This window comes from Herbidospora sakaeratensis (genome assembly GCF_001570525.1).
Classification (GTDB): domain Bacteria; phylum Actinomycetota; class Actinomycetes; order Streptosporangiales; family Streptosporangiaceae; genus Herbidospora; species Herbidospora sakaeratensis.
In genome coordinates, this window is the sequence record NZ_BBXC01000009.1 from 634,775 (window position 1) to 660,167 (window position 25,393).

Here is a 25,393-nt window from a genome sequence, read left to right on the forward strand (position 1 = left end):
ATGAACCCATGGCACGGTGGCCGGAACGCCGCGAATTGGCGTCCGGTTCGGGAACTCGTGGGAGATTTCCGCTGTCGTGCCTGACTGCTAACCGCAGCCTGGTTCAAACGGGTGGGAGATCCATCCGGGATCGCCCCTGAGATGCCGACCGGTCATCCCTGGGGCGACCCCGGGCGAAAGCCGCGTTCAGCTCATGGTCTTGCCGCCGTTGACGGCGATGCGCTGCCCGGTGACGAACCGGGAGGCGTCGGAGGCGAAGAAGGCCACCACGTCGGCGACGTCGGCGGGGGCGCCCATGTGGGGGAGCGCGAGGCTGTTCCGGTACGTCTCGTAGTTCTCGGCCGCCACGGAGGCGTGGCGTTCGACCGGGATCCAGCCGGGTTCGACGGTGTTGACGGTGATGCCGTGGGGCCCGAGGGCGCGGGCCCACGACCGGGTCAGGCCGTGCATGGCCATCTTGGCGGCGACGTACTGGCTGAACTCGGGGTTGCCGAGGTCGGCGACCTCGCTGCCGATGTTGACGATCCGGCCGGTCCCGGCGGCCTTCATGGCGGGCAGCACCGCCTGCAGGATCAGCAGCGGCGCCTTGACGAAGAACGTGAGCTGGTCGAGGTGGTCGTCCCAGGTCAGGTCCTCGACGGGGATCTCCGGCTGCGGGCCGGTGGCGTTGTTGACCACGACCGCGATCGGGCCGGCGGCGGCCAGCGCCGCGGCGACCTGCTCCTCCGAGGTCACGTCGAAGCGGGAGATCTCGATCGAGTGGCCCCGGGCGCGCACCCGGTCGGCGACGGCGGTGGCCCCGGCCGTGTCGTGGGCGTAGTTGAGCACGACGTGCCACCCGTCGGCGGCGAGCCGTTCGGCGATGACGGCGCCGAGCCCGCGGCTGGCGCCGGTGACGAGAGCGGTTCCGAGAGACAAGTGAGTTCCTTCTTTCACGCCGGGACGGGGACAGGTGCCGATACTCGTGGACGCAGCACCGGCGCCGCCAGGGCGATGGCCGCGACGGCCGCGGTGACCAGCAGGAACGAGGCACGGGGGGAGAACGCGTCGGCGACCACGCCGAAGAGGGTGGGCCCGCCGAGCCCGGCGAACAGGGTCATCATGGCGATGCCCGAGACGCCCTCCCCGGGGGTGGGCGCGGCGTCGGCGGCGGCGCTGAACGACTGCGGCACGACGGTGGCCAGCCCGAGCCCGATCAGCGCGAACCCGAGGGCGGCCACCCAGGTCGCCGGCGCGAACACGGCCAGCAGGCCGCCGGCCAGCCCGGTCAGCGCCCCGGCCCGGACCGTCTTCACGATGCCGAGCCGGACGATCACCGCCACCGAGCCCAGCCGCGAGAACGCCGAGGTGCACGCGAAGGCGACGTAGGCCAGCGCCGCCGCCACGGCGTCGGCCCCGGTCACGTCGCGGACGTAGACGCCCGACCAGTTCACCACGGAGCTCTCGGCGAAGGAGGAGCAGAAGGCCACCAGCCCGATCACGACCACCGACCGGGACGGCAGGGCGAGCCGCCGTTCGGGGGCGGGGGCGCCGGGGCGTACCGGAAGGGATCGGGCGGCCCACCAGGCGCCGCCCGCCGCCAGCACCGCGACGGCGCCCAGGTGCGGCGGCGCGGCGACGGAGAAGGAGGCGGCGAGCGCGCCGAGACCGGCGCCGAGCAGCATGCCGACCGACCACATGCCGTGCAGGCGGGTCATGATCGGCTGCCCGGCGGCCTTCTCGACGCCGGACGCCTCGGCGTTGACGGCGACGTTGGAGGTCCCGGCGGCGGCGCCGTAGAGGACCAGGGCCAGGCAGAGAACGGGGACACTGGGGGACAGCGCGGGCAGCCCGAGGGTCAGGCAGTAGATCGGGACGAGGATCGCGGTGGCGTCCCGCGCCCCGAATCGGGCTAACAGCGGCCCGGCGGCGAGCAGGCCGGCGACCGAGCCGCCCGCCGTGGCCAGCAGGACGAGACCGAGGGTGGTGGCCGACAGACCCAGGTGCTCCTGGATCCAGGGGATGCGCGTGGACCAGCTTCCCGCCACCAGTCCGTGGCACAGGAAGACCAGTGAGATCGCGCGACGCATTTCGTACTCCATGGTTCGAGGGGTACGCTCAAATTAACAGTTAGGCTTCCTGATGATTAAGGCGACCCCCCGCACGGCACGGGCGATCAACGACCGGATGGCGCTCGACCTGCTGGTCGAGATGGGCCCGCTGACCGCCCCGCAGCTGCGCGAACTGACCGGCCTGTCCCGCCCGTCGGTCTCCGACCTGGTCGAACGGCTCCACGACGCCCGGTTGATCGAGCCGGCCGGCGAGACCGGCGCCGACCGGCGCGGCCCCAACGCCCGCCTCTGGCGGGTCGCGGCCGCGCGCGCCCACGTGGTGGGGGTCGACGTGCGGCCCGGCCACGTGAGCGCGGTGTGCGCCGACCTGGCGGGCGAGACGGTCGGCGAGGCGCGGTTGCCGGGCCGTCCCGGCATCGTGGCGGCCGTACGGGCGGTGGCGCGCGGCCCGCTGCACACCGTCGTCGTCGGGGCCCCCGGCCACGGCTCCCGCGACGGCCACGCGGAGGAGCGTGAACTGGGCGCCCGCGTGGTGATCGAGAACGAGGTCAACCTGGCGGCCATCGCCGAACACCGCGCCGGGGCGGCGGTGGGCCGCGCCGACTTCGCCCTCTTGTGGCTCGACTCGGGCACGGGCGGCGCGCTGGTCCTCGACCACAAGCTGCGCCGGGGCGTGTCAGGGGCGGCGGGCGAGGTCGGCTTCCTGCCGCTGCGCGGCGGCGACCTGCACGACCTCGTCTCCGAGGCCCCTCTCGACGTGCTGGCCGACCGGGTCGCGCTGGGCGTGGCGGCGATCGTCGAGGTCGTCGACCCGGGCCTGGTCGTCCTGGGCGGCGACGCGGGTCACCGGGGCGGCGCGGAGCTCGCGGCCCGGGTCCAGCGCGCCGTCGAGGCCATCTGCCCGGTGCCCGTGCAGGTCACGGCGAGCACGGTGGCCGACAACCCGGTGCTGCTCGGGGCCGCCCTGCTGGCCCTCGACGCCGCCAGGGACGAGACGTTCGGCTAGTTCGCCAGCCAGATCGACAGGTTGAGCGCGGCGGCGAAGGTCACCCAGAGCAGATAGGGCGCCAGCAGCCACCCGGCGGCACGGCTGCGGCGCAGGAACATCACGATGTTCACCACGATCGCCGCCCACAGCAGCGTGATGTCGACGAACGCGGTCCCGTAGAGCCCGGCGCCGAAGAACAGCGGCGTCCAGAGGGCGTTGAGGACGAGCTGGACGACGTAGGGGACGAAGGAGCGGTCGAGCCCGTGCGACTTCCAGACCAGCCAGCCGGAGATGGCGATCAGGGCGTAGAGCACGGTCCAGACCGGGCCGAACAACCACTGCGGAGGCGCCCACGAGGGCAGGTCGAGCCGGACGTAGACGGCGCCGGCGTTCGAGGCGGCGAGCCCGCCGGTCACCGCGACCAGCGCCACGACCAGCGCGAACACGAGGAGGCCGGGCCAGCGATACCGGGTCAGAGTGCTCATGACCCCACCCCTGCCCGCAGGGGCTCAGGTCAAGCGGCGGGCTCGGCGTGCAGCCGGTTCAGCACCCGCTTGAACGCCCACACCGACCCCGCGAACGCCACCCCGGTGATCACAGCCACCGCCGACGTGCGGACCAGCAGGTAGGTAGACACGTTGTTGTGCAGCAGCAGCCAGATGCTCACCGCCGAGTTGCACATCAGCACGAACGCCCACAGCAGGGTGATCCGCGCGAAGAACTGCCGCATCCGCTCGTGCTTGAGCACGAACTGCGGCAGGTGGATGTAGTCGAGCGTGAGCCGCTGGACCAGCGGCTTGTTCAGCCGCACGGAGGCCAGGAAGGCCAGCGCGATGCAGATCGTGCCGAGCTCGGGCTGGATGAAGTAGACCACCGCGTCGCCCGACCACCACCCCAGCAGCGCCCGCACCGTGATCGCGATGGCCGCCAGGACCATCGTCCCTGGCACCGGCCGCCGCCGGACGAGCCGGTAGACCACCCCGAGGTAGACCCAGGAGACGGCGGCGATCAGCCCGCCGTCAAGCCCGAGCAGCGCGAAGGCCGTGTAGAACACGGCGAGAGGCGCGACCACCCCTTCGAGCAGCCGGGGGATCGCCGTCTTGATCAGGGCGGTCAGCCTCGGCAGGGTGAATTGAGGGTGGTTCATACTGCTCCTTCAGGCGTCGGAGCACCGACGCTAGAGCTTCCGCGCCTACCCGTGGGGCGGTGTGTGAAAACCCATTGGGGAGGCCGTGGCCGATTCGTTACAGTACCCGACCCCTAGGGGTGGTCGGGCTTACCCCCTAAGGGACATCTGCGGAGTTAGAGGGATCTAACCCTCAGGACAACAGGGCGTTCTCGGCCCTTTCTCCGGGCTCGTCCCTGATGCCAGGAGGAGTTTGCTCCGCTGAGGTTGACGTAGCCACCCCAGGAGGGACTACGTGACGGTCGAGCACATGAGACAGGACATCCGCACGGCGGAGGAGTACGCCGCCGGGATCCGGCGCCTGCTGGAACATCCCGATCTGCCCGACGAGCTGGGCCCGGCCGTCGCCCGCACGCGCGACCAGGCGGGCCGGCTCCTCGACGCCACCCGGCGGCCCTACCAGCTCGGCGTGCTCGGCGAGTTCAGCGCCGGCAAGACGATGTTCATCGCCTCCCTGCTCGGGCTGGAGGGCCTGCTCATCGGCGACCAGCCCACGACGGGCAACGTCACCGCCTACTGGGTGCGCCAGGGGCGCTCCGGGGCCCCCACGGTCATCACCGGCAGGCGGGCCGCCTATCTCACCGAGACCGCCGTGGCCCAGCGCCGGGAGTCGATCGGCCAGGAGCTGCACGCCGCCGGCCGCGCCGTGTCGGGTCCGGCCGCCGCCGGGTTCGAGCAGGCCGTCTGGGAGGCCGCCGCCAGGAACGGCGACGGCCGCCCGCTGCTGCGCTGGCACCAGGCCCACGCGGCCCAGGCCCCCAACCAGGTCCGCCGCCTGTCGGCCCAGCTCGTGGCCATCGCGCTGGCCGTCAGGGAGTACGGCGGCCGGCTCGGCGCGCGGCCGGAGATCTCCGAGGCCGAGGCGAACGACCTGCTGCTGATCTCCGAGCGGCGGCCGGTCTCCGAGCCCGACCCCTTCTGGATCGTCGACCACATCGCGGTCACCGTCGAGGTCGCCCCCGAGGTGCTCGACCTCGACCGGCTGCTCGGCGACGCCTCCTGGAACCACGAGGTATCCAAGGACCGCATGGTCGTCTACGACTTCCCCGGCTTCCTCAACGACATCTCCGGCGAGCGCGACCTGACGCTGACCAAGACGCTGCTGCCCGACATGGACACCGTGATCGCCCTGCTCAAGGGCGGCAACCCCGACGGCATGGCCTCCGACGAGCTCACCTCGCTGCTGCGCGAGGTCTATCCCGCCGACCGGCGCGGGCGGGTGCTGGTGGGGGTGGGCAACCTCAGCGACGTCCAGGACATCAGGCGGTTCGAGACCCCGGCGCTGCGCCAGGCGCAGTCGGACGACGAGGTGCTCGCCCAGGTGCCGACCCTGCGCAAGCTGCTCGACACCGCCGGGAGGCTCAACCCCGACGACGACCCCTTCTTCTACTCGGGGCTGACGGCCCTCGACCACATGGGGCTCTCGGGGTCGCTGGACAACCGGGTCGGGGAGGCCGTCAGGGTCGTCGAGGCCGCCGGGGCGGTCGCGGCGGGGCTGCCGCAGTCGAGCCGGCTCCGCACCATGCTGACCGAGACCGCCCGCGACGGCGGCAAGGAGCTGGTGCTCGACCGGCTGGCCGACCGGCTGGCCGGCTACGGCCTGACCGCCCGCCACAGCCGGGTCGTGAAGGAGCGCGCCGCCCTCGACCTGGCCGAAGGCGACCTGGAGGCGGCGCTCGACCAGGCGTCCCGGATGGTCTTCGCCTCGGCCGGAGCCGAGACGGAGAACCTGGTCAACCAGGTCAAGACCGTGCTGAGCAGCCTCAAGGCCGACCTGCCGCCGCTGCTGGCCGAGACCCTCGGCGGCGGCAACCCCTCGCTCATGGACGAGATCCGCGCCGACCTCATCGCCCGCGTCTTCGCCTGGCCCCAGTGGTGGGCGATCATGTCCACGGCGACCGGCACCGAGCTGCGGGCCGGTCCCGAGTCGACCGAGGAGTTCGTCGGCCCCTTCACCGCCGTCTGCCACGAGGTGTACGCGACCTCCCGCAACCTGGCGCTGGTGCGCTGGGAGCAGGCGGTGCTGGCCAAGGCCCAGACCCTCGTCACCGACGACCTGCGCCGCCGCCTCGCCGCCGTCGACCTGCCCGAGCAGGAGCGCGAGACGCTGGCCGCGCTCATCAGGCCCGCCGAGTGGCGCGGGATCCTCACCAACGCCGCCGCCGACCTTCCCCGGCCGGACACGCGCGGGGTCGAGCACGCCTTCCCGATGCGCCGCCCCCACCGGTTCGCCTGGTCGATCCCCCACGACGACCGCCCGGCCGAGGACGCCTGGTTCGTGCACCAGCTGCACCCCGTCCACGTGATCCGGCTGCGGCAGCAGGTGGTCGACGCCGCCGACATGGTGGTCCGCGGCTGGCTCGACGCGCTGCGCCCGCTGGCCGACGCGCAGATCAGATCGGGTCTGGAGACCCTGGAGGACATCCTGGAGCAGATCCGCGCCGACGTCGTCCGCCGCCCGGCGCAGGCCAAGGGCACCCCGCTGCTGGAGGAGCTGCGCAAGCTGCGCGCCGCCTACCCCAGCGGCGGCGCCAACCTCGGCTTCTCCCGGTTCGCCGACTGGAAGAAGGGCGCGTAGGTGGAGATCTACCTCACCGGTCCCGACGGCGGCCGGGTGACCGACGTCCGGGTGCCCGGGCCGCTGCCCCTGCCGATCGTCGTCCCCGAGCGCGACGCCGTCATCCGGGCGATCACCGTCGAACCCGCCGGGGCGCTCGCCACCCGCTGGACGCCGCAGGTCCCGCCGGGCGGCATGAGCCTGCGGGGCGGCAGCGCGTGGCGGCTGCTCGGGCCGGTGTCGGCCGAACCGACCGACGCGCCGGCCGAACCGGTCGTCTTCACCTGGACCATCACCTACGAGTACGAGGGCGGGAACCGCCGCATGGCAGAGAGCCGCGTCACCGTCAGTCCCGAGCCCGGCCCCGACCTCGACGTCAACAGCGGCTGGATCGCCCTGGACTACGGCACCAGCACCACCTCGATCACCCTGTTCGACCAGCGCCGCCAGCACGCCCTGATCGGCTTCCCGCCCTCCCAGCGGGAGGTGCTGCGCCGGGAGCTGACCCTGCGCTTCGACGGGCATCCCGGCTTCGGGCTCGACGGCCAGAGCTGGCAGCGGTTCCTGGCCGCCACCGGGAGCACCCTGGCGACGGCCGGGGGGAGCGCCGACCCGCTCCAGGCGGCTCGGGCCGTCCTCGACAACGACACCTCCACCAGCGGCGCGGGGCTCTACCGGCTGCTGCTGACGATGGAGCGCCAGGCCGCCCAGGTGCGGCAGCCGATCGTGTCGCAGGCGCTCCAGGGGCTCTACCGGGCGGCCTTCGACGTGCCGCCGATCCGGGAGCAGCGGATGATCAGGATCCCGCTGCACGCGGGGGAGGAGACGATCGACAGCGAGATCGCCGTGCACGCGCTCGACCCGCTGACCGTCAGCATGGCGGCCGACGGCCACCGGCCGGGCGGGTCGGCCGAGCCGCTGGCGCCGGAGGTGCGGTCGCAGCGCAGCCTCAAGCAGTTCCTCGGCTCCGCCCGGTCGCTGCCGGGCCTGCCGGCGGGCCACCCGGTGACCCCCGACGACGTGATCGCCGCGGCCTGGGCCGGCCTGATGACCGAGAAGGTCGCCAAGTACTGCCACGACCACCCCGACGAGGTGTCGACCAAGCCGATCACCCACGCGGTGGTGACCTATCCGACGGTGTCGCCGCCCCGCATCCGCCAGGACGTCGAACGGCTGGCCCGCCGGATCGGCATGCGCCAGGTCGTGACCGCCTACGACGAGGCGACCGCCGCCGCGATGTTCTACCTGATGCGCGACTTCGCCGGCGACCAGGCGGTCGGCATCGAGGCGTTCCGGGCGCACACCCGCCAGGTCGGCGACAAGCAGTGGCACCGCAACATCCTGGTCGTCGACATCGGCGGCGGCACGACCGACATCGCGCTGCTCGGCATCACCCTGCTCGACCAGACCGTCTACGGGACCGGCCGCGACGAGCGGGTCCAGGGCCGCTACTACGCGCTGCGTCCCGCCGTGCTGGCGAAGGCGGGCCGGGCCCAGCTCGGCGGCGACCGCATCACGCTGGGCGTCTTCAAGCACCTGAAGGCGCTGCTGGCCGACGCGGTGCTGACCCGCTCGCCCCGGCTGGTGCGCGAGGAGTATCCGGGCTACCTGACCGGCGGCGTCTACGTGCCCGGCTCGCTGCTGGCGCCCGCCGCCGGCCCCGACGCCGAGCAGCGCCGGGCCGACCTGATCGAGAAGGTGGTGCCGACCCGCTGGGCGAGCGCGGCGGGTGACCGGCACGCCGCCGAGGAGCGGTTCCGGCGCCTGTGGAGCCAGGCCGACCTGGCCAAACGCCAGCAGTCGACGCACGAGGGCGACTACGTGGTGCGCCGGGTGCCCGAGCTGCTCCAGCTGGAGGGCCGGGCCCGCGACCTCACCGAGCCCGCCGAGGTGGTCATCAAGCAGGAGGAGATCAACCGGATCGTCGAAGAGGTGGTCAGGGACGCCTTCGCCATCGCCCTCAGCGTGGTCAAACGCAGGCTGGGCCGCGACGAGAAGGGCGTGCCCGACGTCCTCGACAAGGTCGTCATCTCCGGCGGCACGTCGGCGCTGCCGCAGGTGCGCCGGGTCCTCTTGGAGACCTTCGCGCAGGCCGGCGACCACGTGAACTGGAACCCCCTCGACGTCGTGTACGACCCCGTCTTCGCCAAGACCGGCACCTCGATCGGCGCCTGCTGGGCCGAGCACGTCCGGCAGAAGGGCTACGCCAGCGCCTCCCAGGCCACCCAGCGGGTGCGGCGCGGCCTGACCGAGCTCTACATCGACGTGGACAACCTGTTCCACGCGCTGCCCAACTCCCTGGTCTTCGACGCCACCGGCGGGCAGCTGTTCCCGATCTTCCAGGTCGGCGAGCGGTTCGACCGCATCGAGGTCGACGGCGAGATCGAGGGCCGCCGCCGCTACGGCGACTGGATCCCCGTGCCGCAGAACATGGCGATCTACCGCCAGCCGTTCGCGGTCGAGGAGGAGCGCAGCCTGTGGAGCCACCTGAACACGCACGACCTGCTGACGGGCCGGGTGCCGGCCGAGCAGCAGGCCGCCTGGCACCGGCAGGTCCAGGTGACGTTCGAGGTGAACGAGCGGGAGCTGGTCACCGCCCACTTCTGCCACCAGTCGGGCCCCGTCTACGCCCCCCGCTTCGGCTCCGCCAAGGCGACCCGCGGCCTGGTGGCCAAGGACGAGGCGGGCCGCTTCGTGCTCCAGCGCGACATCGTGGTCAACCCCTACACGGCGGGCGGCCTGGCCTCGGCCCCGCAGCCGATCTTCGCGGCCGGGACCGTGCTGACCGAGCGCCTGCTCACCGACGACGGCCGCCACGCCGCCGGTCTGATCGGCCGGCCGCTGCCCAAGGACGTGCCCGGCGACGGGCTCTGGACCTTCTACACCCCTGAGCCCGGCCGGCCCGACGCGCTGACCCAGATCGGCGAGTCGGTGCGGGCCCCCAAGGCGGGGCTGCTCGGGGCCGACATGGTGCCCGTGCTCGACTCCGAAGGGCGGCTGACCGTGGAGCCCGGCTACGTGCGCTTCCGGGAGGCGCGGTCTCCCGCCGAGGTGGTCGCCGACCCGGGGTCGGTGTTCAGCGTCGCGATGACCCCGGGCGACCCCGACGTCGACGAGAAGCTCAATCCGTTCACCGGCAGCCACTGATGGCCCTGGAGGAGACGCTGCGCGTGGTCCTGGCCCAGACCGGGACCGCGCCCGCCGCGCTGACGAAGGGCTTCCTGGCCGGGCTGCGCACGGCGCTGGCCGACCTGCCGGCCGGGCCGGGCACGGCCGACCTGGCCGCCGACCTCGACGCCGTGCTGGCCGAGCCCACGCCGGAGCAGCCGGTCGCGGCCGTGACCGTCGCGAGCCCGCTGCGGGAGGCCCTGCTCGGCCTGGCCGAACGGCTCGCGCCCGGGTCGACCACGCCCGCCCACGACGAGGGCCGCCTGTGGACCGCCGTCCACCTCAACGCGCTGCGCCTGTCGCGGCGGGAGGCCGACCTGGTGCGCCGGGCCGCCGAGGAGATCGCCGTGCGATCGGGGGCCAGGCTCGGGAAACCGGGCGCGGCGGTCACCCTGTCCGGTCCCAAGGACGAGCGGCTGATCCCGGCGCTGAAGGTCGACGGCCGCGCGGTCGCGCCGGGGCTGGCGGTGTCCGGCGGCGCGCCGAGGGGCGACGGCGTGGTCCCGGCCGAGCTGGCGGCCTTCGCGGCGATGGTGCCGGTCCTGGCCGGGCTCGACCCGGGGCTGCACCACTGCCTCCAGGCGCTGGAGTTCTCCGGCCTGCGCCCGCTGGCCGACCCGGCCGCCCGGACCGGTTACGTCGGCCATCTGCACGGCCGCCTGGAGGAGGTCGCCGGACGGCAGAAGCACTCGGGGCCCTGGCTGGAGTCGGTGGTCCGCCTGCACGAGGCGCTCTGCTCGGTGGTGCACCTGCCGCCCGCGCCGGAGGACTCCTGGTGGGGGGAGTGGCGCATCGCCTGCAACGACGCCCTGTCGGACGCCGCGCTCGACTCCGGCGCCGGGACGGTCAAGTTCCCGCCGGGCCGCTACCGCTCGGTCGACGACCTGACCCGCCACGACATCGCCATCCACTACCCCGAACGGCCCGGCCAGGTGCTCGCGTGCGTGCGGGCGTGGTCGAGCGTGCACGGGATCGAGACGCCGGGACGGGTCATCTATGCCAGCTGAACTGGTCGTCTGGCCGTCCGACGACGACTACGTGCGGGCCCTGAGCCGATCGGCGGAGTTCGGCGCGGGGGAGCTGCGCGGCGCCTGGGTCGCCATGGACGGCCCCGACCGGCCGCGCAGCTTCCCCTGGCCGGGCGGGATCGGGTTCGACGTGACGGCCGAGAGCGAACTCGTGCTGCTCTGCTTCACCTCGGCGGCGGCCTCCGACCGCTGCCACCGCCTGGCGGCCGAGGGCGGCGGGGACCTGCACTGGCACCACCGGGGCATCTCGATGGACGGGCGGTGGATCCCGGTCGCCACCCATGAGCGGGACACCTTCGACCCCCGGACCGCCTTCTGGGCCGAGCCCGCCGAGGCCACCCGGGAGCTGCGCGTGCCGAGGATCCCGACGGCGACGATCGAGCCGGTCGAGCCGCCCCCGCCGCCCGTCGTGCCCCGGCCGGCGCTGCCGGTGTGGCTGGTGCCGGTCGTGGCCCTGATCACCACCCTGGCGCTGGCCGGGCTCGTGCTGGTGTCGCTGGCATGACGCGGGCCCGCGCGCTCGTCGCGCTCGTGTGCGTGCTGGCCGCCCTCGTCGTCGCCCAGGCGCTGGTCGCCCGCGCCAAGGTCGCGGGCCTGCGCGACACCATCGAGGTGTACGAGACCAAGGGCGACGTCTCCGCCGCGACCCTGGCCGGGGCGCGGGTGCGCGGGAAGGTCGTGGCCGCGCTGGCGAATACCCGGTGCGAGGGCCCGGCCGAGTGCCGGCCGGCGAAGGCGGTCACCGTCGAGCCGTGCGACGGCGGCCTCTGCGTCTCGCACGAGTGGTCGGGCCGCGAGAAGGTCGCCGTCGTCGACGGAGAGGCCACGGGCCGCTGCGACGGCCGCGACCGTCGCTGGCGGTTCGTGTTCACCCCGACCCGGGCCACCTTCGACCCGGCCGCCGGGGCGTGGTTCGTCACCGCGTTCGACGCCCGGCTGGAGGCGGCCTGCGACAAGCTCACGACGGTGTGGGAGGCGACCGGCGCGCGGGTCTAGAGGCTGGTGGTCGCCAGCTTCGCCCCGAACCCCAGGAACACCGCGCCCACACCCGTGGTCAGCCCCGCCGAGAGCACCTTCCGCTGCCGGAACTGCCCGGCCAGGAAGGTCCCGCCGAAGATCAGCGCCGACAGGTAGAGCACCGAGAACACCTGCAGGATCGCGCCCAGGATCAGGAACGACAACGCCGGCGCCGCGTAGGTGTGGTCGACGAACTGGATGAAGAACGACACGAAGAACAGGATCGCCTTCGGGTTCAGCAGGCTGATGACCAGCGCCTTGCGGAAGGGGTCGGGCGAGATCGCCGGGGTCTCGACGTCACCCGTCACGGCGCGGGCCCGCCACGCCCCCCAGATCATCGAGAGCCCGATGTACGCCAGATAGCCCGCGCCCGCGTACTTCACGATCGTGAAGACCAGTTCGTTGGACATGAGCAGCGAGGCCGCGCCCGCCGCCGAGGCGATCATGAGCACCGAGTCGCCGATGAAGACGCCGGCCGCCGCGCGGTAGGCGTCGCGGACGCCGCGCTGGGCGGCGGTGGAGAGCACGAACAGGGAGTTCGGGCCGGGGAGGAGGACGATCAGGAACGCGCCGATGACATAGGTCCATATGTCGGTGATGCCGAAGAACACGTGGTCACGATACTCCTGAAGGCTTTACCGCTAATTCCTATATGTTTAGTATGAAATCCATGACCGAACCCCCCACTCGGCAGGAGAGCCGGACCCAGTTCAACGAGGACTGGGCGGCCACCGTCATCGGACTCGTCCTGCTCGTGCTCGTCATCGTCGGCGTGATCCCGCCGGGGCTGATCCCATGACCGAGACCCAGTCCCCGGCCCCGGCCCGGAGCGCCGGGCTCCACATCGTCCTCGGCGTCGTCGTCGTGCTGGCGCTCGGCGCGGCCACCCGGTTCCTGGAGAAGAACGTCCCCGTCTGGTTCGAGGGCGACGTCGCCAAGGCCATCGAATACCCCGTCTACGCCATCGTCCTCGGGCTCATCGGCAACGCGATCCTCACCGCCACCGGGTGGCGGGAGCGGCTCGAAGGCGGCTTCCGGACCGAGTTCTTCATCAAGACCGGGCTCGTGCTGCTCGGGGCGTCCATCAACCTCAAGGTGATCGTCACCGCCGCCGGGCCGGCCATCATCCAGGGCATCCTGCTCATCACCAGCGTGTTCCTCTTCACCTGGTGGCTCGCGGGGCGGCTCGGGCTCGACGACAAGCTGCGCGCGCTGTTGTCGGCCGCCGTGTCGATCTGCGGGGTGAGCGCGGCCATCGCGGCGGCGGGGGCCGTACAGGCCCGGAAGGAGCAGCTCGCCTACACGGCCAGCCTGGTGATCGCGTTCGCGCTGCCGTCGATCTTCCTGGTGCCGTGGCTGGCCTCGGTGTTCGGGCTGACCGACGAGGTCGCCGGGGCCTGGATCGGCGGCAACATCGACACCACCGCCGCCGTGACCGCGGCCGGGGCGCTCGTCGGCGAGGACGCCCTCGCCGTCGCGTCGATCGTGAAGGTCACCCAGAATGCGCTGATCGGGATCGTGGTGATCGCGCTGACCGCCTGGTTCGCCTTCCGGGTCGAGCGCACGCCCGGCGCCAAGGCGCCCGGGATCGGGGAGTTCTGGACGCGGTTCCCGAAGTTCGTGCTCGGGTTCGTGGCCGCCTCGGTGATCGCCACCTGGTACCTCGGCACGGTGCCCGCCGCCGAGGGCAAGGAGGTCATCGCGGTCGCCAACGACCTGCGGGTGTGGTTCCTGATCCTGGCCTTCGTGAGCATCGGCCTGGAGTTCAAGGTCAGCTCGCTGCGCGAGGCCGGCTGGCGGCCCGTCGTGGTCTTCGGCAGCGCGGCGGTGCTCAACCTGGTGCTGGCGCTCGGGCTCGCGTTGTTGCTGTTCAGCGGCTTCACGGTGTGACCTGAGCCGACTTGCGGGTGACGCCCCTTGCCGGGGCGTCACCCGTGGCTTCACACCCCGACGTCGCGGCGGCGGAAGCCCCACAGGCCCGCCGCCGTCAGGGCCCCGGCCACCAGGGCGAGCACGGCCAGCGGAAGCGCGCTCACCTCGCCGCCGGGGACGCGGGGCGTGTGGGTGAACGGCGACAGGTCGAGCACGACCTGGCTGAGCTGGAGCAGCGCGCCGACCTGTCCCAGCAGCAGGCAGATCGCCAGGATCCCCCACGCCACCCCCGACAACCGGGGCAGCAGGCCGAACAGGGCGACCGTCAGGCCCGTCAGGGTGGCCGCCGCCGGAGCCTGCGCCAGCGCCGCGCCGATCAGGCGGGGGACCTGGCCCAGGTCGCCGACGTCCGCGCCGTAGGTGAGGCCGAGACCGGCGCCGATCATGAACAGCGCCACGATCGGGCCGACGACCGCGAAGACCACGTGGCCGAGCGCCCACGGCGCCCGGGCGGTCCCCGTGGCCAGCACCGGTTCGGCGCGCATCGCGGCCTCCTCCGCGCGCATCCGCGACGCCGCCTGGATCCCGTAGGCCGCGGCGGCGATGGCCGCGATGCCCAGCAGGGTGGCGATGAAGGTGTCGGTGAGCGACACCCCGCCGCCCAGGCGGGCGAACAACTCGGCCAGCTCCGGGTTGCCGGTGAACGCCTCGGTCGCGCCGGACACCGCGCCGCCGAAGGCCAGCCCGAAGACCAGGAAACCGACGCTCCAGCCGATCAGCAGGCCCCGCTGCAACCGCCAGGCCAGCGCGAACGGTCCGGTCAGCGAGGTCGAACCGGCCGGGCCGAGACGCGTCGGCAGCAGGCCGCCGCCCACGTCGCGGCGGACCGAGAGCCATCCGGCCAGCCCGGCCAGCACGGCCGTCAGGCCGAACGAGGCCAGCAGCGGCCGCCAGTCGTCGCCCGCGAACGGCTTGGTGTACTGGCTCCACGCCAGCGGCGAGGCCCACGACAGGTTCGAGCCCGTCGCGTCGCCGGCCGCCCTGACCAGGTAGGCGACGCCGAGCACGGCCAGCGCCAGCCCGCGCGCCGGTCCGGCGTTCTCGGTGAGCTGCGCGGCCACCGCGCCGACGGCGGCGAACACGATCCCGGCGAACGCCAGCGACAGGCCGAGCAGCAGCGAACCGCCGGAGAAGCCCATGAAGGCCGCGGTCAGCAGGCCCATCACCAGGTCGGCGCCGACCGCCACGACCAGCGCGGCGGCGAGCGGGGCGTGTCGTCCGACGACGGTGGCGGCGACCAGTTCCCGCCGCCCGGCGTCCTCCTCGGTCCGGGTGTGCCGGATCACCACCAGCACGTTGATGAGCGCGACGATCAGCAGGGTCAGCCCGGCCCGCTGGGTGGCCAGGGCCTCGACGCTGTGGCCGTAGACCGGGCCCAGCATCGCCTCGATCGAGGGGATGCCCGCCGTGGTCCGGGCGTAGAGCTCCCGGGCCTCCTCGGTGGGGGTGAGTTCGGCGAAGCTGGCCGCATAGACGGCCGGGAGGGCGGCCAGGATCAGCACCCACAGGGGGAGCAGCACCCGGTCGCGCCGCAGGATGAGGCGGATCAGGTGCCGGAGGCCGGTCATCTCGCCGCCCCCTGGTAGTGGCGCATGAAGAGCTCTTCGAGGGTGGGCGGCTGCGAGGTGAGGCTGCGCACGCCGGCGGCCGTCAGGTGCTTGAGCGTGTCGTCGAGCCGGTCGGTGTCGACCTCGAAGCGCACCCGGGTGCCGTCGACGACCAGGTCGTGCACCCCCGGGATCGTGGTGAGCGGGGTGGCCAGGTCGGCGCTGATCGACGTGCGGGTCAGGTGGCGCAGGTCGGTCAGGGTGCCGCTCTCGACGGTCTGGCCGTTCCTGATGATGCTCACCCGGTCGCACAACTGCTCGACCTCGGCCAGGATGTGGCTCGACAGCAGGACCGTGCGGCCCGACGTCTTCTCCTCGGCGACGCACTCCCGGAAGACCTCCTCCATGAGGGGGTCCAGGCCGGAGGTGGGCTCGTCGAGGATGAGCAGCTCCACGTCCGAGGCGAGCGCCGCGACCAGGGCGACCTTCTGCCGGTTGCCCTTGGAGTAGGCGCGGCCCTTCTTGCGCGGGTCGAGGTCGAAGCGCTCCAGCAGTTCGGCGCGGCGTTTGGGGTTCAGCCCGCCGCGCAGCCGGCCGAGCAGGTCGATGACCTCCCCGCCCGACAGGTTCGGCCACAGGGTGACGTCCCCGGGCACGTAGGCGAGGCGGCGGTGGAGCGCGGTGGCGTCCTTCCACGGGTCGCCGCCCAGCAGGCGGGCCGACCCGGAGTCGGCGCGCAGCAGCCCGAGGAGGACACGGATCGTGGTCGACTTCCCCGATCCGTTCGGGCCCAGAAAACCGTGCACCTCCCCGGTCCTGACCGTGAGGTCGAGTCCGTTCAGCGCGTGCGTCCGGCCGAAGGTTTTGTGGAGGCCGGACACCAGGATGGCGTTTTCCATGGTTCGGACCGTACGCTCGTTTCACAAATTTGTGAAATCTATGACGCGTATGAATCGCGTATATATTTCGGTGGGGAGGTTGGATGCGAGACGAGGAACAGGTACGGATGGCCACCGAGCGGATGGCCATGGTGTTCACGAGCTGGGGTTTCCCCCGCATGGCGGCGCGGGTGCTGATGACGGTGATGACCGCCGACGAAGACGCGCTCACGGCCGGCCAGATCGGTGAGCGCCTGGCGGTGAGCCCGGCGGCGGTGTCGGGCGCGGTGCGTTATCTGCTCCAGGTGGGCATGCTGGCCAAGGAGCCGCAGATCGGCTCGCGCAGCGACGTCTACCGGTTGCCCGACAATCCCTGGTACGAGGCCACGGTCCTGAAGAACGACCTGTTCGTCACGATGGCCACCATGGCCGAGGAGATCGGCGCCGCCCTTGGAGAGGGCACCCCGGCCGCCCGGCGGGTCCAGACGATGAACGAATACTTCAAGTTCGTGCACGAGTCGCTGCCGATGCTCATGGACCTGTGGCGCAAGTACAAGGTGGAACACGGCCTTGACTGACAGAGTGGTCTGACACTTGTTGACATAGACCGCCTCGGAGTTCCGGGGCGGTTTCGTCATGTTTCACCGGATAACGGGATGGGCCTTGTGACGCGGGGATCGGCGGGCTACGATCCCCACAACTCTTAGGAAACTTTACTAAAAGAAGCTCCCACACACAGCGTCAAGTCACCGGACGCATCCACAGCCTGTCCTCCCACCCCCCTCACCCGAGGTTGTGACATGCAACGTAGGTATGTCTGGCGAACGCTGACGGCGGTCTTCTCGCTCGCGCTCGCCTTCGTCGTGATCCCCTTCGCCGCGAGCCCGGCCAGCGCCGCCGCGACGGCGACCTTCACCAAGACCTCCTCGTGGGGGTCGGCGTTCGAGGGCAAGTACGTCATCACCAACAGCGGCCCCAACGTGGTCAACGGCTGGTCGCTCGCCTTCGACCTGCCCTCCGGCGGCGCCGTCAGCTCCCAGTGGGACGCCACCCTGACCCGCAGCGGCCAGCGCTTCACCTTCTCCAACGTCGGCTGGAACGGCACCATCCCGGTCGGCGGCTCGGTGAGCTTCGGCTTCATCGCCAGCCCCGGCGGCGCGACCCCGGCCAACTGCACCGTCAACGGCGTCTCCTGCGGCGGCGGCACCAACCCGTCCCCGTCGCCCTCGCCGTCACCGCAGCCGGGCGTCCCGGGCAAGCCGGGCACCCCGTCGGTCACCGGCACGACCGGCTCCGCCATCTCGCTGAGCTGGGGCGCGTCCTCGGGCACCGTCACCGGCTACCGCGTGTACGAGGGCACGACCCAGCGCGCCCAGGTCACCGGCACCAGCGCCACGATCTCCGGGCTGGCGGCGTGCACCGCCAAGACGTACACGGTCAGGGCCTACAACGCGCAGGGTGAGTCGGTCGCCAGCGACGCCGTGAGCGGCTCGACCACCGGCTGCCCGATCGGGCCGCTGCCCAAGCACTTCCTCACCGGCTACTGGCACAACTTCGTCAACCCGGCCACCGAGCTGAAGTTGTCGGCGGTGCCGAACGAGTACGACCTGATCGCCGTCGCCTTCGCCGAGGCCACCAGCACCCCCGGCCAGGTCACCTTCGCCCTCGACCCGGGCCTGGCCTCGGCCGTCGGCGGGTACACCGAGGCCCAGTTCAAGGCCGACGTCCAGGCCAAGAAGGCGGCGGGCAAGAAGGTCATCATCTCGGTCGGTGGTGAGACCGGCCGCGTGCAGGTCGCCAGCTCCGCCGCCGCGACCCAGTTCGCCAACTCCGTCTACTCGATCATGCAGAACTACGGCTTCGACGGCGTCGACATCGACCTGGAGAACGGCCTGAACGCCCAGTGGATGGGCGACGCGCTGCGCCAGCTGCGCAGCCGCGTCGGCGCGTCGCTGATCATCACGATGGCCCCGCAGACGATCGACATGCAGTCGACCGGCATGGAGTACTTCAAGCTGGCCCTGGGCATCAAGGACATCCTCACGGTCGTCCACATGCAGTACTACAACTCCGGCTCGATGCTCGGCTGCGACCAGGCGTTCGCCTACGGCCAGGGCTCGATCAACTTCCTCACCGCCCTCGCCTGCATTCAGCTGGAGAACGGCCTGCGCGACGACCAGGTCGCCCTCGGCCTCCCGGCCGGGCCCGGCGCGGCCGGCGGCGGCGTGGTCGCCCCGTCGATGGTCAACCAGGCCCTCACCTGCCTGGCGACCCGCACCAACTGCGGCAGCTTCGTGCCGCCGCGCGCCTACCCGGGCATCCGGGGCGCGATGACCTGGTCGATCAACTGGGACGCCAGCAACAACTGGAACTTCTCCCGGACCGTCCGCCCCCACCTGAACACCCTGCCGTAGATGAAGATCCGCAGCCTGATAGCAGCTGCGGCCCTCGTGCTGGGCGGCGCCTTCGTGGCGTCGCCCGCCCAGGCCGCCAACATCGCCACCAACCCCGGCTTCGAGTCGGGCCTGACCGGCTGGACGTGCTCCTCGGGCGCCCAGGCCGTCACCACCCCCGTCCGTTCGGGCTCCGGAGCCCTGGCCGCCACCCCGGCGGGCAGCGACTTCGCCCGGTGCTCCCAGACCGTGACCGTCCAGCCGAACACCGCCTACACGCTCTCGGCGTGGGTGCGCGGCCCCTACGTCTTCCTCGGCGCGATCGGGTTCTCCGAGACCTGGGCCGCGCCCGGGGCGAGCTGGGCCCAGCTGACCCGCTCGTTCACCACCGGCGCCGCCCAGACCTCCGTGACCGTCTATCTGAACGGCTGGTACGGCCAGGGCACCTACTACGCCGACGACGTCGTCCTCGACGGCCCCGGCGGCAACCCGCCCGGCCCGCAGCCGCCGGCCGCGCCGGTCCTCTCGTTCAGCCAGACGACCACCGACGTGAACCTGTCGTGGCCCGCCGTCTCGGGCGCCACGGGATATCGCGTCTACCGCAACGGGACCCTCGTCTCGTCGCCGACCGCGACGACCTACACCGACCGGCCCGCCGCCGGAACCCACGGCTACCAGGTCAGCGCGGTGAACGCGGCCGGAGAATCGGCCAAGTCGAACACCGTCACCGCCACCGTCGGCAGCGTGCCGCCGCCGCCCACCGGCCTGCCCAAGCGGGTCATGGTCGGCTACCTGCACGCCTCGTTCGCCAACGGCTCCGGCTACACGCGGATGGCCGACGTGCCGAACGAGTGGGACGTCGTCAACCTGTCGTTCGGCGAGCCGACCTCGGTCACCTCGGGCGACATCCGCTTCACCCAGTGCCCGGTCGCCGAGTGCCCCAACGTGGAGACCGAGGCGCAGTTCATCGCGGCCATCCGGGCCAAGCAGCAGGCCGGCAAGAAGGTGCTGATCTCGATCGGCGGCCAGAACGGCCAGGTCCAGCTCACGACCACGGCCGCGCGCGACAAGTTCGTCCAGTCGGTCGGCGCCATCATCGACAAGTACGGCCTCGACGGTCTCGACATCGACTTCGAGGGCCACAGCCTGTCGCTGAACGCCGGTGACACCGACTTCCGCAACCCGACCACCCCCGTGATCGTCAACCTGATCGCGGCGCTGCGCTCGCTGAAGGCGCGCTACGGGAGCCGTTTCATCCTGACCATGGCTCCAGAGACGTTCTTCGTGCAGCTCGGCTACCAGTTCTACGGTTCGGGCCAGTGGGGCGGCGCCGACCCGCGCGCGGCCGCGTACCTCCCGGTCATCCACGCGATGCGGAACGACCTGACCCTGCTCCACGTGCAGGACTACAACTCCGGGCCGATCATGGGCCTGGACAACCAGTACCACACGATGGGCGGCCACGACTTCCACGTCGCGATGACCGACATGCTGCTCGCCGGCTTCCCGATCCAGGGGAACGCGAACAACGTCTTCCCGGCGCTGCGGCAGGACCAGGTCGCCATCGGCCTGCCGTCCTCCCCGCAGGCGGGCAACGGCTTCACCACCGTCGCCGAGGTCCAGAAGGCGTTCGACTGCCTGGCCAAGGGCGTCAACTGCGGCCCCTACCGGCCGCGCGGCGTCTACCCGAACCTCCGGGGTCTGATGACCTGGTCGATCAACTGGGACCGGTTCAACAACTTCGAGTTCTCCCGCAGCCACCGCTCCTACCTCAACGCGCTCGGATAGGACGTGTACCGATGAAACGCTTACGCGTGCTCCTCGCGGCCTCCATCGCCTTCGCGGGTGTCCTCGTCGCCACCCCCGCGCACGCCGCGCCCGCCACCGCCGTCTTCACCAAGACCTCCGAATGGGGGTCCGCCTTCGAGGGCAAGTACGTCATCACCAACGGCACCACCTCGACCATCAACGGCTGGTCGGTCGCCATCGACCTGCCCTCGGGCGGCAACGTCAGCTCCCAGTGGGACGCCGTGCTCTCCCGCAGCGGCCAGCGCTTCACCTTCTCCAACGTGGGCTGGAACGGCTCGATCCCGCCCGGCGGCACCGCCAGCTTCGGCTTCATCGCCTCGCCCGGCTCGGCCGTGCCCGCCAACTGCACCCTGAACGGCCAGCCCTGCGGCGGCGGCACCACCAACCCCGGCGCCCCCGGCACCCCGGGGAACCCGTCGGTCACCGGGTCGACCGGCTCGTCGATCTCCCTGTCGTGGGGCGCGTCCTCGGGCACGGTCACGGGCTATCGCGTGTACGAGGGCTCGACCCAGCGCGCGCAGGTCACCGGCACCTCGGCGACCATCTCGGGGATCGCGGCCTGCACCTCCAAGACCTACGTGGTGAGGGCGTACAACAGCGTGGGTGAGTCGTCCTCGTCGGCCTCCGTCACCGGCTCCACCACGGGCTGCCCGACCGGCGGCCCCCGGATGCCCGGCGCGCCCTACCTCTACATGGGCTGGGGCGACCCGCCCAACCCCGCGACCGTGATGGCCGCGAGCGGCGTCAAGTCGTTCACGATGGCGTTCATCCTGTCGTCCGGCGGCTGCAACCCGGCCTGGGACGGCAACCGCCCGCTGAACAACGCGGCCGACATGAACGCCATCAACGCGATCAAGGCGGCCGGCGGGTCGATCCAGGTCTCGTTCGGCGGCTGGCAGGGCAACAAGCTCGGCCCGAACTGCTCGACGCCGCAGGCGTACGCGCAGGCCGTCCAGACGGTGATCAACGCCACCGGGCCGGCCGTGGTCGACTTCGACATCGAGAACACCGACGAGTTCGAGAACTACACCGTCCAGGACCGCATCCTGAACGGCCTCAAGATCGTCAAGCAGAACAACCCGAACATCAAGATCGCGGTCACCTTCGGGACGTCGACGACCGGCCCCACCTCCCACGGCGTGCGCCTGATCAACCAGGCCCGCGCCCTGGCGGTGCCGATCGACAACTTCACGATCATGACCTTCGACTTCGGCAGCTCCAACATCCAGCAGGACACGATCAACGCCTCGGAGGGCCTGAAGAACGTCCTGAAGTCGGCCTACGGCTACACCGACGCCCAGGCCTACGCGAAGATGGGCATCTCCGGCATGGTCGGCCTCTCCGACCAGCTCGAGACCACCACCCCCGCGGCCTGGACGGCGATCCGCGACTACGCCCTCCAGCGTGGTCTGACCCGCTTCGCGACGTGGTCGGTCAACCGTGACCGCCCGTGTCCCGGCGGCGGCGTGGTCGCCAACTGCTCCGGCATCAGCCAGTCGAACTGGGACTTCACCAGGATCACCGCCGGCTTCTGAGCCGCAGGGCCGCAGGGGAGCCGCCGACCCGGCTCCCCCGCGGCCCCGGAGGACGAAGGCGGCGCCGCACCCATGCCGGGACGCCGGGGTGCGGCGCCGCCTTCTTCGTGTCTTCCTTCGTGTCTTCTTCGCGCCGTCGCGGGGCGAGGCGGGAGCGGGGCGGCGGCGCCGGACACGGCGCGGGCCGGGAGCGGCGGGCGGCGCCGGGGTGGGCGGAGCCGTAACGGAAGCCGGTTCCGCCCCCGGAGTACGGCGCGAGAGCGACCTCCTGAGGCACCGGGAATGGCTAAGGTTGGCGCGTCATGGACTACGCAATCCCCACGGGAATCCTTCTCGTCACCGGTGTCGTGCTCGCCGTCCTCGCCCAGCGGAGGGGGTGGCAACCCTCGCTCCTGGCGATCCTCGGCGTCGGCGTCGTGGTGCGGGTCCTGATCATGGCGTTCTCGGCCGCCGACTCGTGGCAGCCGATCGACTTCGTCAACAGCTTCCGCCCGGCCGGCGAGGCGATCCTCGAAGGACGCAACCCGGTCAACAGCGGATGGCACTTCCTGCCCGCGATCCCCTATGTCTACGGGGCGCTGATGTGGCTGGGCATCCCGTGGGAGATCGCCGGACGGCTGGTCACCGTCGTCGCCGACCTGGCGCTGATCCCCCTCGTCGGCAAGCTGGCGGGCCGGGGGCAGCAGCGGCTCCGGGCCTTCCAGTACGCCTGCAACCCCCTCGCGGTCCTGGTCGCCTCGGTGCACGGCCAGGTCGAGCCCGTCTCGCTGGTCTTCGCCGTGGCCGCCTACGTGGTGGCGCGGGGGCCGGGCGAGTTCCGGGGGAGCGAGCCGCTGCTCGCCCGGCCCGACCGGATGGTGCGCAGCCTCCTCACCCGCGACGCCGCCGGGGTGACCCGCCGGGCCGTCTACGCCGGTCTGCTCATGGGGCTGGCGCTGTGCGCGAAGAGCTGGCCGGTGATCCTGGTGCCGGGCATGCTGATGTTCCTGCCGGGGGTGCGGGCGCGGATCGTGTCGGGGCTGGCGGTGGCCGTGCCGCCGATCCTGGTGCTGCTGACCATGCCGCTCGGCGGCTGGGTGCGCTGGGACCAGCTCGTCGACGTGCTGAAGGAGATCAGCCTGCGGCCGAGCGACGTGCGGCCGATCACCGGCGACTGGGGCTGGACCGCCGTGATCAACGGCGGCAACTGGGACCTCACGCCGTGGAAGCTCGTCGTCGGCCAGTACATGATCTACGCGGTGGCCGCCTTCTGCCTGTGGTGGTGGCGCAAGGCCGACCCGATCGACGTGTCGATCGCGATCCTGCTGGGCTTCATGGTCGTCACGCCGCGCCTGGGCGCGCAGTATCTGCTCTGGTTCATGCCGTTCCTGGTCGCCCGCCCGACGAAGTGGGCCTGGCCGGCGATCATCGGCAGCTCCCTGTGGGCCGCGACCGGCTATCTGGTGCTGACGCAGTTCCGCGGCCAGGACTGGGGCGCCCTGCACGCGCCGTGGGCGATCAGCTCGATCGTCCTGTTCCCGCTGCTCATCGCGGCGATGCCGTGGGCCCGCCGGTCATTCGACGATCAGGCGGACCAGGTGCCCGTGACTCTTGAACCCGGGCGGGTCGGCGTCGAGCATCCCGGTGACGCAGTCGAAGACCCGGGGCTCGCTCTGCGTGACGAAGAAGACCGGCTCGGCGACGGCCGCGAGAAGACCGACAGCGGCACGGTGCAGCGCGACACCTGACAGGTCCTCGCCGATCGTCAGCCGCACCTCGTAGACCCCGTCGTCGAGGAGCCGTTCACCGGTGATCCGCCACCGGTCGCCGCACGCCTTCTTCAGGTGCGGCAGCAGGTGCACCTCCGGCTCCTCGGTCACCCAGCCGTCGCGGCGCATCGCCGCCACCAGAGTCTGGACCTGCGGATCCATCGCCGAGCCGTCGGCGATCCCGGTCTGCCGCTCATCGATGTCCCATCTGCGCACGCGGCGACCCTACGCCGGGGTACGCCCCTGCGGAGGCGCTTCCCCCGAAACGAGCGCCCGCGCGAACCGGGCGGAAGGGTCGCTGTCGATGAGCAGCGCCCGCACCAGCAGCGAGAGCGGGATGGCCAGCAGCGCGCCCAGCGGCCCGATCACATAGGCCCACACGATCAGCGAGACCAACGTCATCGTGGTCGACAACCCGACGGCGTCGCCGAGGAACTTCGGCTGCACGAACGACTGCACCACCACGTTGATCACGATGTAGGCGAGGATCACCAGCAACATCGTCGAGAAGCCCCCGTCAAGCAGCGCGAGCAGCGCCGGCGGCACCAGCCCGATGATGAAGCCGATGTTCGGCACGTAGTTCGTGATCAGCGCGAGGATGCCCCAGAGCAGCGGCAGCGGCACGCTGAGGACGACCAGCGCGATCACGTCGAGCACCGCGCAGATGATCCCGAACACGGTGGAGACCAGCAGATAACGCCGCGTCCGCGCCGCGAACGTGGTCAGCGCCGCGTGCAGTTCGGGCCGCTCCTTCTTGGCGACCCTGATGATCCGGGTGAACGCCGGCGCGTCGAGGCTCATCGACAACGACAACACCACGATCAGGAACAGCGCCGACCCCGCCCCCAGCGCCCCCGCGAGCAGCCCCTGCGCAACCGGCAGCAACCGGCTGGGATCGAAGGAGGCGATGGCCTTGTCGATCTGGTCGGCCCCGAACCCGATCTCGGCCACGAAGGCCCGCGCCTGCGCCGCCAGCGCGGCGAACTTGTCCGTGTACGTCGGCGCGATCGTCGCCAGCTGCGTCGCCGCCACCGCGATGATCGCCACCATCCCGGCGAGCACCAGCAGGACGACGAGAAAGGGAACCACCACCTGCGACCAGGTCGGCGCGCCCCTCCGCTCGAGCACACCCCTAATAGGCGACACCGCCACGACGAGCACCAGGGCCAGCATCACCGGGCCGACGATCGACCCCACGGCCTGGATTCCGGCCAGCGTCACGACCGCCGCCGCCGCGGTCAGCAGGACGACCAGTGCGCGCGGCAGCTCGATCATGAGGCGTTCCTACCCGTCTGACCGGCGGAGATCCAGTGTTGGCGGTTAACTGACCGAGCCGTGACCACGAGGCCGTGCGGAAGCACTCCGGCGAGCTGTTAATCTTTAACACGTCGACCTGGTTCGGCAAACCCCACTCAACGAGATCCGGAAATCCGGTCGATTTGACATCGTACGGGATCTGGCTAAGTTAGAGGGGTTGCTTTTCGGCAGGAACCGCAAAAAGTGCCAGTTTGACACTAGCGGGAAACGCTGAAAAGATAAAGGCACAACAGCAAGAA

The 25,393-nt window shown here is 71.6% G+C and carries 21 protein-coding genes; 13 read left to right on the forward strand and 8 right to left on the reverse strand.

Annotation, left to right across the window (positions count from 1 at the left end; all coding sequences use genetic code 11):
• Window positions 1–186: 186 nt before the first annotated feature.
• Window positions 187–918: an SDR family oxidoreductase gene (locus AW271_RS13080; RefSeq protein WP_062336320.1), complete on the reverse strand. Its 732-nt coding sequence runs from the start codon at window positions 916–918 to the stop codon at window positions 187–189.
• Between the two features lie 14 nt (window positions 919–932).
• On the reverse strand, window positions 933–2,069 hold the full coding sequence (locus tag AW271_RS13085; RefSeq protein WP_062336322.1) for an MFS transporter: 1,137 nt from the start codon (window positions 2,067–2,069) through the stop codon (window positions 933–935).
• A gap of 52 nt (window positions 2,070–2,121) precedes the next feature.
• On the opposite strand from AW271_RS13085, the gene AW271_RS13090 reads away from it, so the two are divergent.
• Window positions 2,122–3,057 carry an ROK family transcriptional regulator gene (locus AW271_RS13090; RefSeq protein ID WP_218008037.1) on the forward strand — a complete coding sequence of 312 codons (936 nt, stop codon included), beginning with the start codon at window positions 2,122–2,124 and terminating at the stop codon, window positions 3,055–3,057.
• On the opposite strand, the gene AW271_RS13095 is transcribed toward AW271_RS13090, so the two are convergent.
• Together AW271_RS13095 and AW271_RS13100 are read right to left on the reverse strand one after the other, a co-directional pair.
• Window positions 3,054–3,524, reverse strand: a complete 471-nt coding sequence (locus tag AW271_RS13095) for a TspO/MBR family protein (protein ID WP_062336325.1) — start codon at window positions 3,522–3,524, stop codon at window positions 3,054–3,056. The two genes, AW271_RS13090 and AW271_RS13095, sit on opposite strands and share 4 nt — an antisense overlap.
• Before the next feature lie 29 nt (window positions 3,525–3,553).
• A complete protein-coding gene (locus tag AW271_RS13100; protein WP_062336326.1) occupies window positions 3,554–4,186 on the reverse strand; it encodes a VC0807 family protein in 633 nt (210 codons plus the stop codon).
• A gap of 289 nt (window positions 4,187–4,475) precedes the next feature.
• Here AW271_RS13100 and AW271_RS13105 point away from each other — a divergent pair, with 289 nt between their 5' ends.
• From AW271_RS13105 to AW271_RS13125, 5 genes are read left to right on the forward strand one after another with little or no spacing between them, the layout of a single operon-like run.
• Window positions 4,476–6,803 (forward strand): hypothetical protein, encoded by a 2,328-nt coding sequence (locus AW271_RS13105; RefSeq protein WP_157554050.1) that lies wholly within the window; start codon window positions 4,476–4,478, stop codon window positions 6,801–6,803.
• The gene (locus AW271_RS13110) at window positions 6,804–9,929 is read left to right on the forward strand and encodes an Hsp70 family protein (RefSeq protein ID WP_062336331.1); all 3,126 of its coding nucleotides are present in this window, start codon (window positions 6,804–6,806) and stop codon (window positions 9,927–9,929) included. It begins immediately after the preceding gene.
• On the forward strand, window positions 9,929–10,957 hold the full coding sequence (locus AW271_RS13115; RefSeq protein WP_062336333.1) for a hypothetical protein: 1,029 nt from the start codon (window positions 9,929–9,931) through the stop codon (window positions 10,955–10,957). Before AW271_RS13110 ends, AW271_RS13115 begins: the two co-directional genes overlap by 1 nt.
• Window positions 10,947–11,483, forward strand: a complete 537-nt coding sequence (locus AW271_RS13120; RefSeq protein ID WP_062336337.1) for a hypothetical protein — start codon at window positions 10,947–10,949, stop codon at window positions 11,481–11,483. Before AW271_RS13115 ends, AW271_RS13120 begins: the two co-directional genes overlap by 11 nt.
• Window positions 11,480–11,974: a hypothetical protein gene (locus AW271_RS13125; protein ID WP_062336339.1), complete on the forward strand. Its 495-nt coding sequence runs from the start codon at window positions 11,480–11,482 to the stop codon at window positions 11,972–11,974. The genes AW271_RS13120 and AW271_RS13125 overlap by 4 nt, the downstream gene beginning before the upstream one ends.
• On the opposite strand, the gene leuE is transcribed toward AW271_RS13125, so the two are convergent.
• On the reverse strand, window positions 11,971–12,606 hold the full coding sequence (leuE, locus tag AW271_RS13130; RefSeq protein ID WP_062336340.1) for a leucine efflux protein LeuE: 636 nt from the start codon (window positions 12,604–12,606) through the stop codon (window positions 11,971–11,973). The genes AW271_RS13125 and leuE overlap by 4 nt on opposite strands.
• 59 nt (window positions 12,607–12,665) lie before the next feature.
• Between leuE and AW271_RS42835 the strand changes: the two genes are divergently transcribed.
• Window positions 12,666–12,794: a hypothetical protein gene (locus tag AW271_RS42835; RefSeq protein WP_269750632.1), complete on the forward strand. Its 129-nt coding sequence runs from the start codon at window positions 12,666–12,668 to the stop codon at window positions 12,792–12,794.
• Window positions 12,791–13,885, forward strand: a complete 1,095-nt coding sequence (locus AW271_RS13135) for a YeiH family protein (RefSeq protein ID WP_062336342.1) — start codon at window positions 12,791–12,793, stop codon at window positions 13,883–13,885. Before AW271_RS42835 ends, AW271_RS13135 begins: the two co-directional genes overlap by 4 nt.
• A 50-nt stretch (window positions 13,886–13,935) precedes the next feature.
• On the opposite strand, the gene AW271_RS13140 is transcribed toward AW271_RS13135, so the two are convergent.
• Both AW271_RS13140 and AW271_RS13145 read right to left on the reverse strand, forming a co-directional pair.
• Entirely contained in the window at window positions 13,936–15,495 is a 1,560-nt protein-coding gene (locus AW271_RS13140) for an ABC transporter permease (protein WP_062336343.1), read from the reverse strand.
• Complete coding sequence (locus AW271_RS13145; RefSeq protein ID WP_062336344.1) at window positions 15,492–16,373, reverse strand: ABC transporter ATP-binding protein; 882 nt, start codon at window positions 16,371–16,373, stop codon at window positions 15,492–15,494. The genes AW271_RS13140 and AW271_RS13145 overlap by 4 nt, the downstream gene beginning before the upstream one ends.
• 83 nt (window positions 16,374–16,456) lie before the next feature.
• Between AW271_RS13145 and AW271_RS13150 the strand changes: the two genes are divergently transcribed.
• The 5 genes from AW271_RS13150 to AW271_RS13170 all read left to right on the forward strand — a co-directional run bounded on the left by AW271_RS13150 (window position 16,457) and on the right by AW271_RS13170 (window position 23,816).
• Window positions 16,457–16,930: a GbsR/MarR family transcriptional regulator gene (locus AW271_RS13150; RefSeq protein WP_062336347.1), complete on the forward strand. Its 474-nt coding sequence runs from the start codon at window positions 16,457–16,459 to the stop codon at window positions 16,928–16,930.
• A gap of 222 nt (window positions 16,931–17,152) precedes the next feature.
• Window positions 17,153–18,766 carry a chitinase gene (locus AW271_RS13155; protein ID WP_062336348.1) on the forward strand — a complete coding sequence of 538 codons (1,614 nt, stop codon included), beginning with the start codon at window positions 17,153–17,155 and terminating at the stop codon, window positions 18,764–18,766.
• On the forward strand, window positions 18,767–20,533 hold the full coding sequence (locus tag AW271_RS13160) for a chitinase (protein ID WP_062336350.1): 1,767 nt from the start codon (window positions 18,767–18,769) through the stop codon (window positions 20,531–20,533).
• An 11-nt stretch (window positions 20,534–20,544) separates the two neighbouring features.
• Window positions 20,545–22,089: a cellulose binding domain-containing protein gene (locus tag AW271_RS13165; RefSeq protein WP_062336352.1), complete on the forward strand. Its 1,545-nt coding sequence runs from the start codon at window positions 20,545–20,547 to the stop codon at window positions 22,087–22,089.
• A gap of 302 nt (window positions 22,090–22,391) precedes the next feature.
• Window positions 22,392–23,816, forward strand: a complete 1,425-nt coding sequence (locus AW271_RS13170) for a putative hexosyltransferase (protein WP_174553088.1) — start codon at window positions 22,392–22,394, stop codon at window positions 23,814–23,816.
• 246 nt (window positions 23,817–24,062) lie between these two features.
• Here AW271_RS13170 and AW271_RS13175 read toward each other — a convergent pair whose 3' ends face one another.
• Complete coding sequence (locus AW271_RS13175; RefSeq protein ID WP_062336354.1) at window positions 24,063–25,112, reverse strand: AI-2E family transporter; 1,050 nt, start codon at window positions 25,110–25,112, stop codon at window positions 24,063–24,065.
• Window positions 25,113–25,393: the final 281 nt, after the last annotated feature.

Coding starts and splice junctions, on each gene's coding strand:
- AW271_RS13085 (WP_062336322.1), bottom strand. CDS start 2,069: ATGCGTCGCGCGATCTCACTGGTCTTCCTGTGCCACGGACTGGTGGCG.
- AW271_RS13090 (WP_218008037.1), top strand. CDS start 2,122: ATGATTAAGGCGACCCCCCGCACGGCACGGGCGATCAACGACCGGATG.
- AW271_RS13095 (WP_062336325.1), bottom strand. CDS start 3,524: ATGAGCACTCTGACCCGGTATCGCTGGCCCGGCCTCCTCGTGTTCGCG.
- AW271_RS13100 (WP_062336326.1), bottom strand. CDS start 4,186: ATGAACCACCCTCAATTCACCCTGCCGAGGCTGACCGCCCTGATCAAG.
- AW271_RS13105 (WP_157554050.1), top strand. CDS start 4,476: ATGAGACAGGACATCCGCACGGCGGAGGAGTACGCCGCCGGGATCCGG.
- AW271_RS13115 (WP_062336333.1), top strand. CDS start 9,929: ATGGCCCTGGAGGAGACGCTGCGCGTGGTCCTGGCCCAGACCGGGACC.
- AW271_RS13120 (WP_062336337.1), top strand. CDS start 10,947: ATGCCAGCTGAACTGGTCGTCTGGCCGTCCGACGACGACTACGTGCGG.
- AW271_RS13125 (WP_062336339.1), top strand. CDS start 11,480: ATGACGCGGGCCCGCGCGCTCGTCGCGCTCGTGTGCGTGCTGGCCGCC.
- AW271_RS42835 (WP_269750632.1), top strand. CDS start 12,666: ATGACCGAACCCCCCACTCGGCAGGAGAGCCGGACCCAGTTCAACGAG.
- AW271_RS13135 (WP_062336342.1), top strand. CDS start 12,791: ATGACCGAGACCCAGTCCCCGGCCCCGGCCCGGAGCGCCGGGCTCCAC.
- AW271_RS13140 (WP_062336343.1), bottom strand. CDS start 15,495: ATGACCGGCCTCCGGCACCTGATCCGCCTCATCCTGCGGCGCGACCGG.
- AW271_RS13145 (WP_062336344.1), bottom strand. CDS start 16,373: ATGGAAAACGCCATCCTGGTGTCCGGCCTCCACAAAACCTTCGGCCGG.
- AW271_RS13150 (WP_062336347.1), top strand. CDS start 16,457: ATGCGAGACGAGGAACAGGTACGGATGGCCACCGAGCGGATGGCCATG.
- AW271_RS13155 (WP_062336348.1), top strand. CDS start 17,153: ATGCAACGTAGGTATGTCTGGCGAACGCTGACGGCGGTCTTCTCGCTC.
- AW271_RS13160 (WP_062336350.1), top strand. CDS start 18,767: ATGAAGATCCGCAGCCTGATAGCAGCTGCGGCCCTCGTGCTGGGCGGC.
- AW271_RS13165 (WP_062336352.1), top strand. CDS start 20,545: ATGAAACGCTTACGCGTGCTCCTCGCGGCCTCCATCGCCTTCGCGGGT.
- AW271_RS13170 (WP_174553088.1), top strand. CDS start 22,392: ATGGACTACGCAATCCCCACGGGAATCCTTCTCGTCACCGGTGTCGTG.
- AW271_RS13175 (WP_062336354.1), bottom strand. CDS start 25,112: ATGATCGAGCTGCCGCGCGCACTGGTCGTCCTGCTGACCGCGGCGGCG.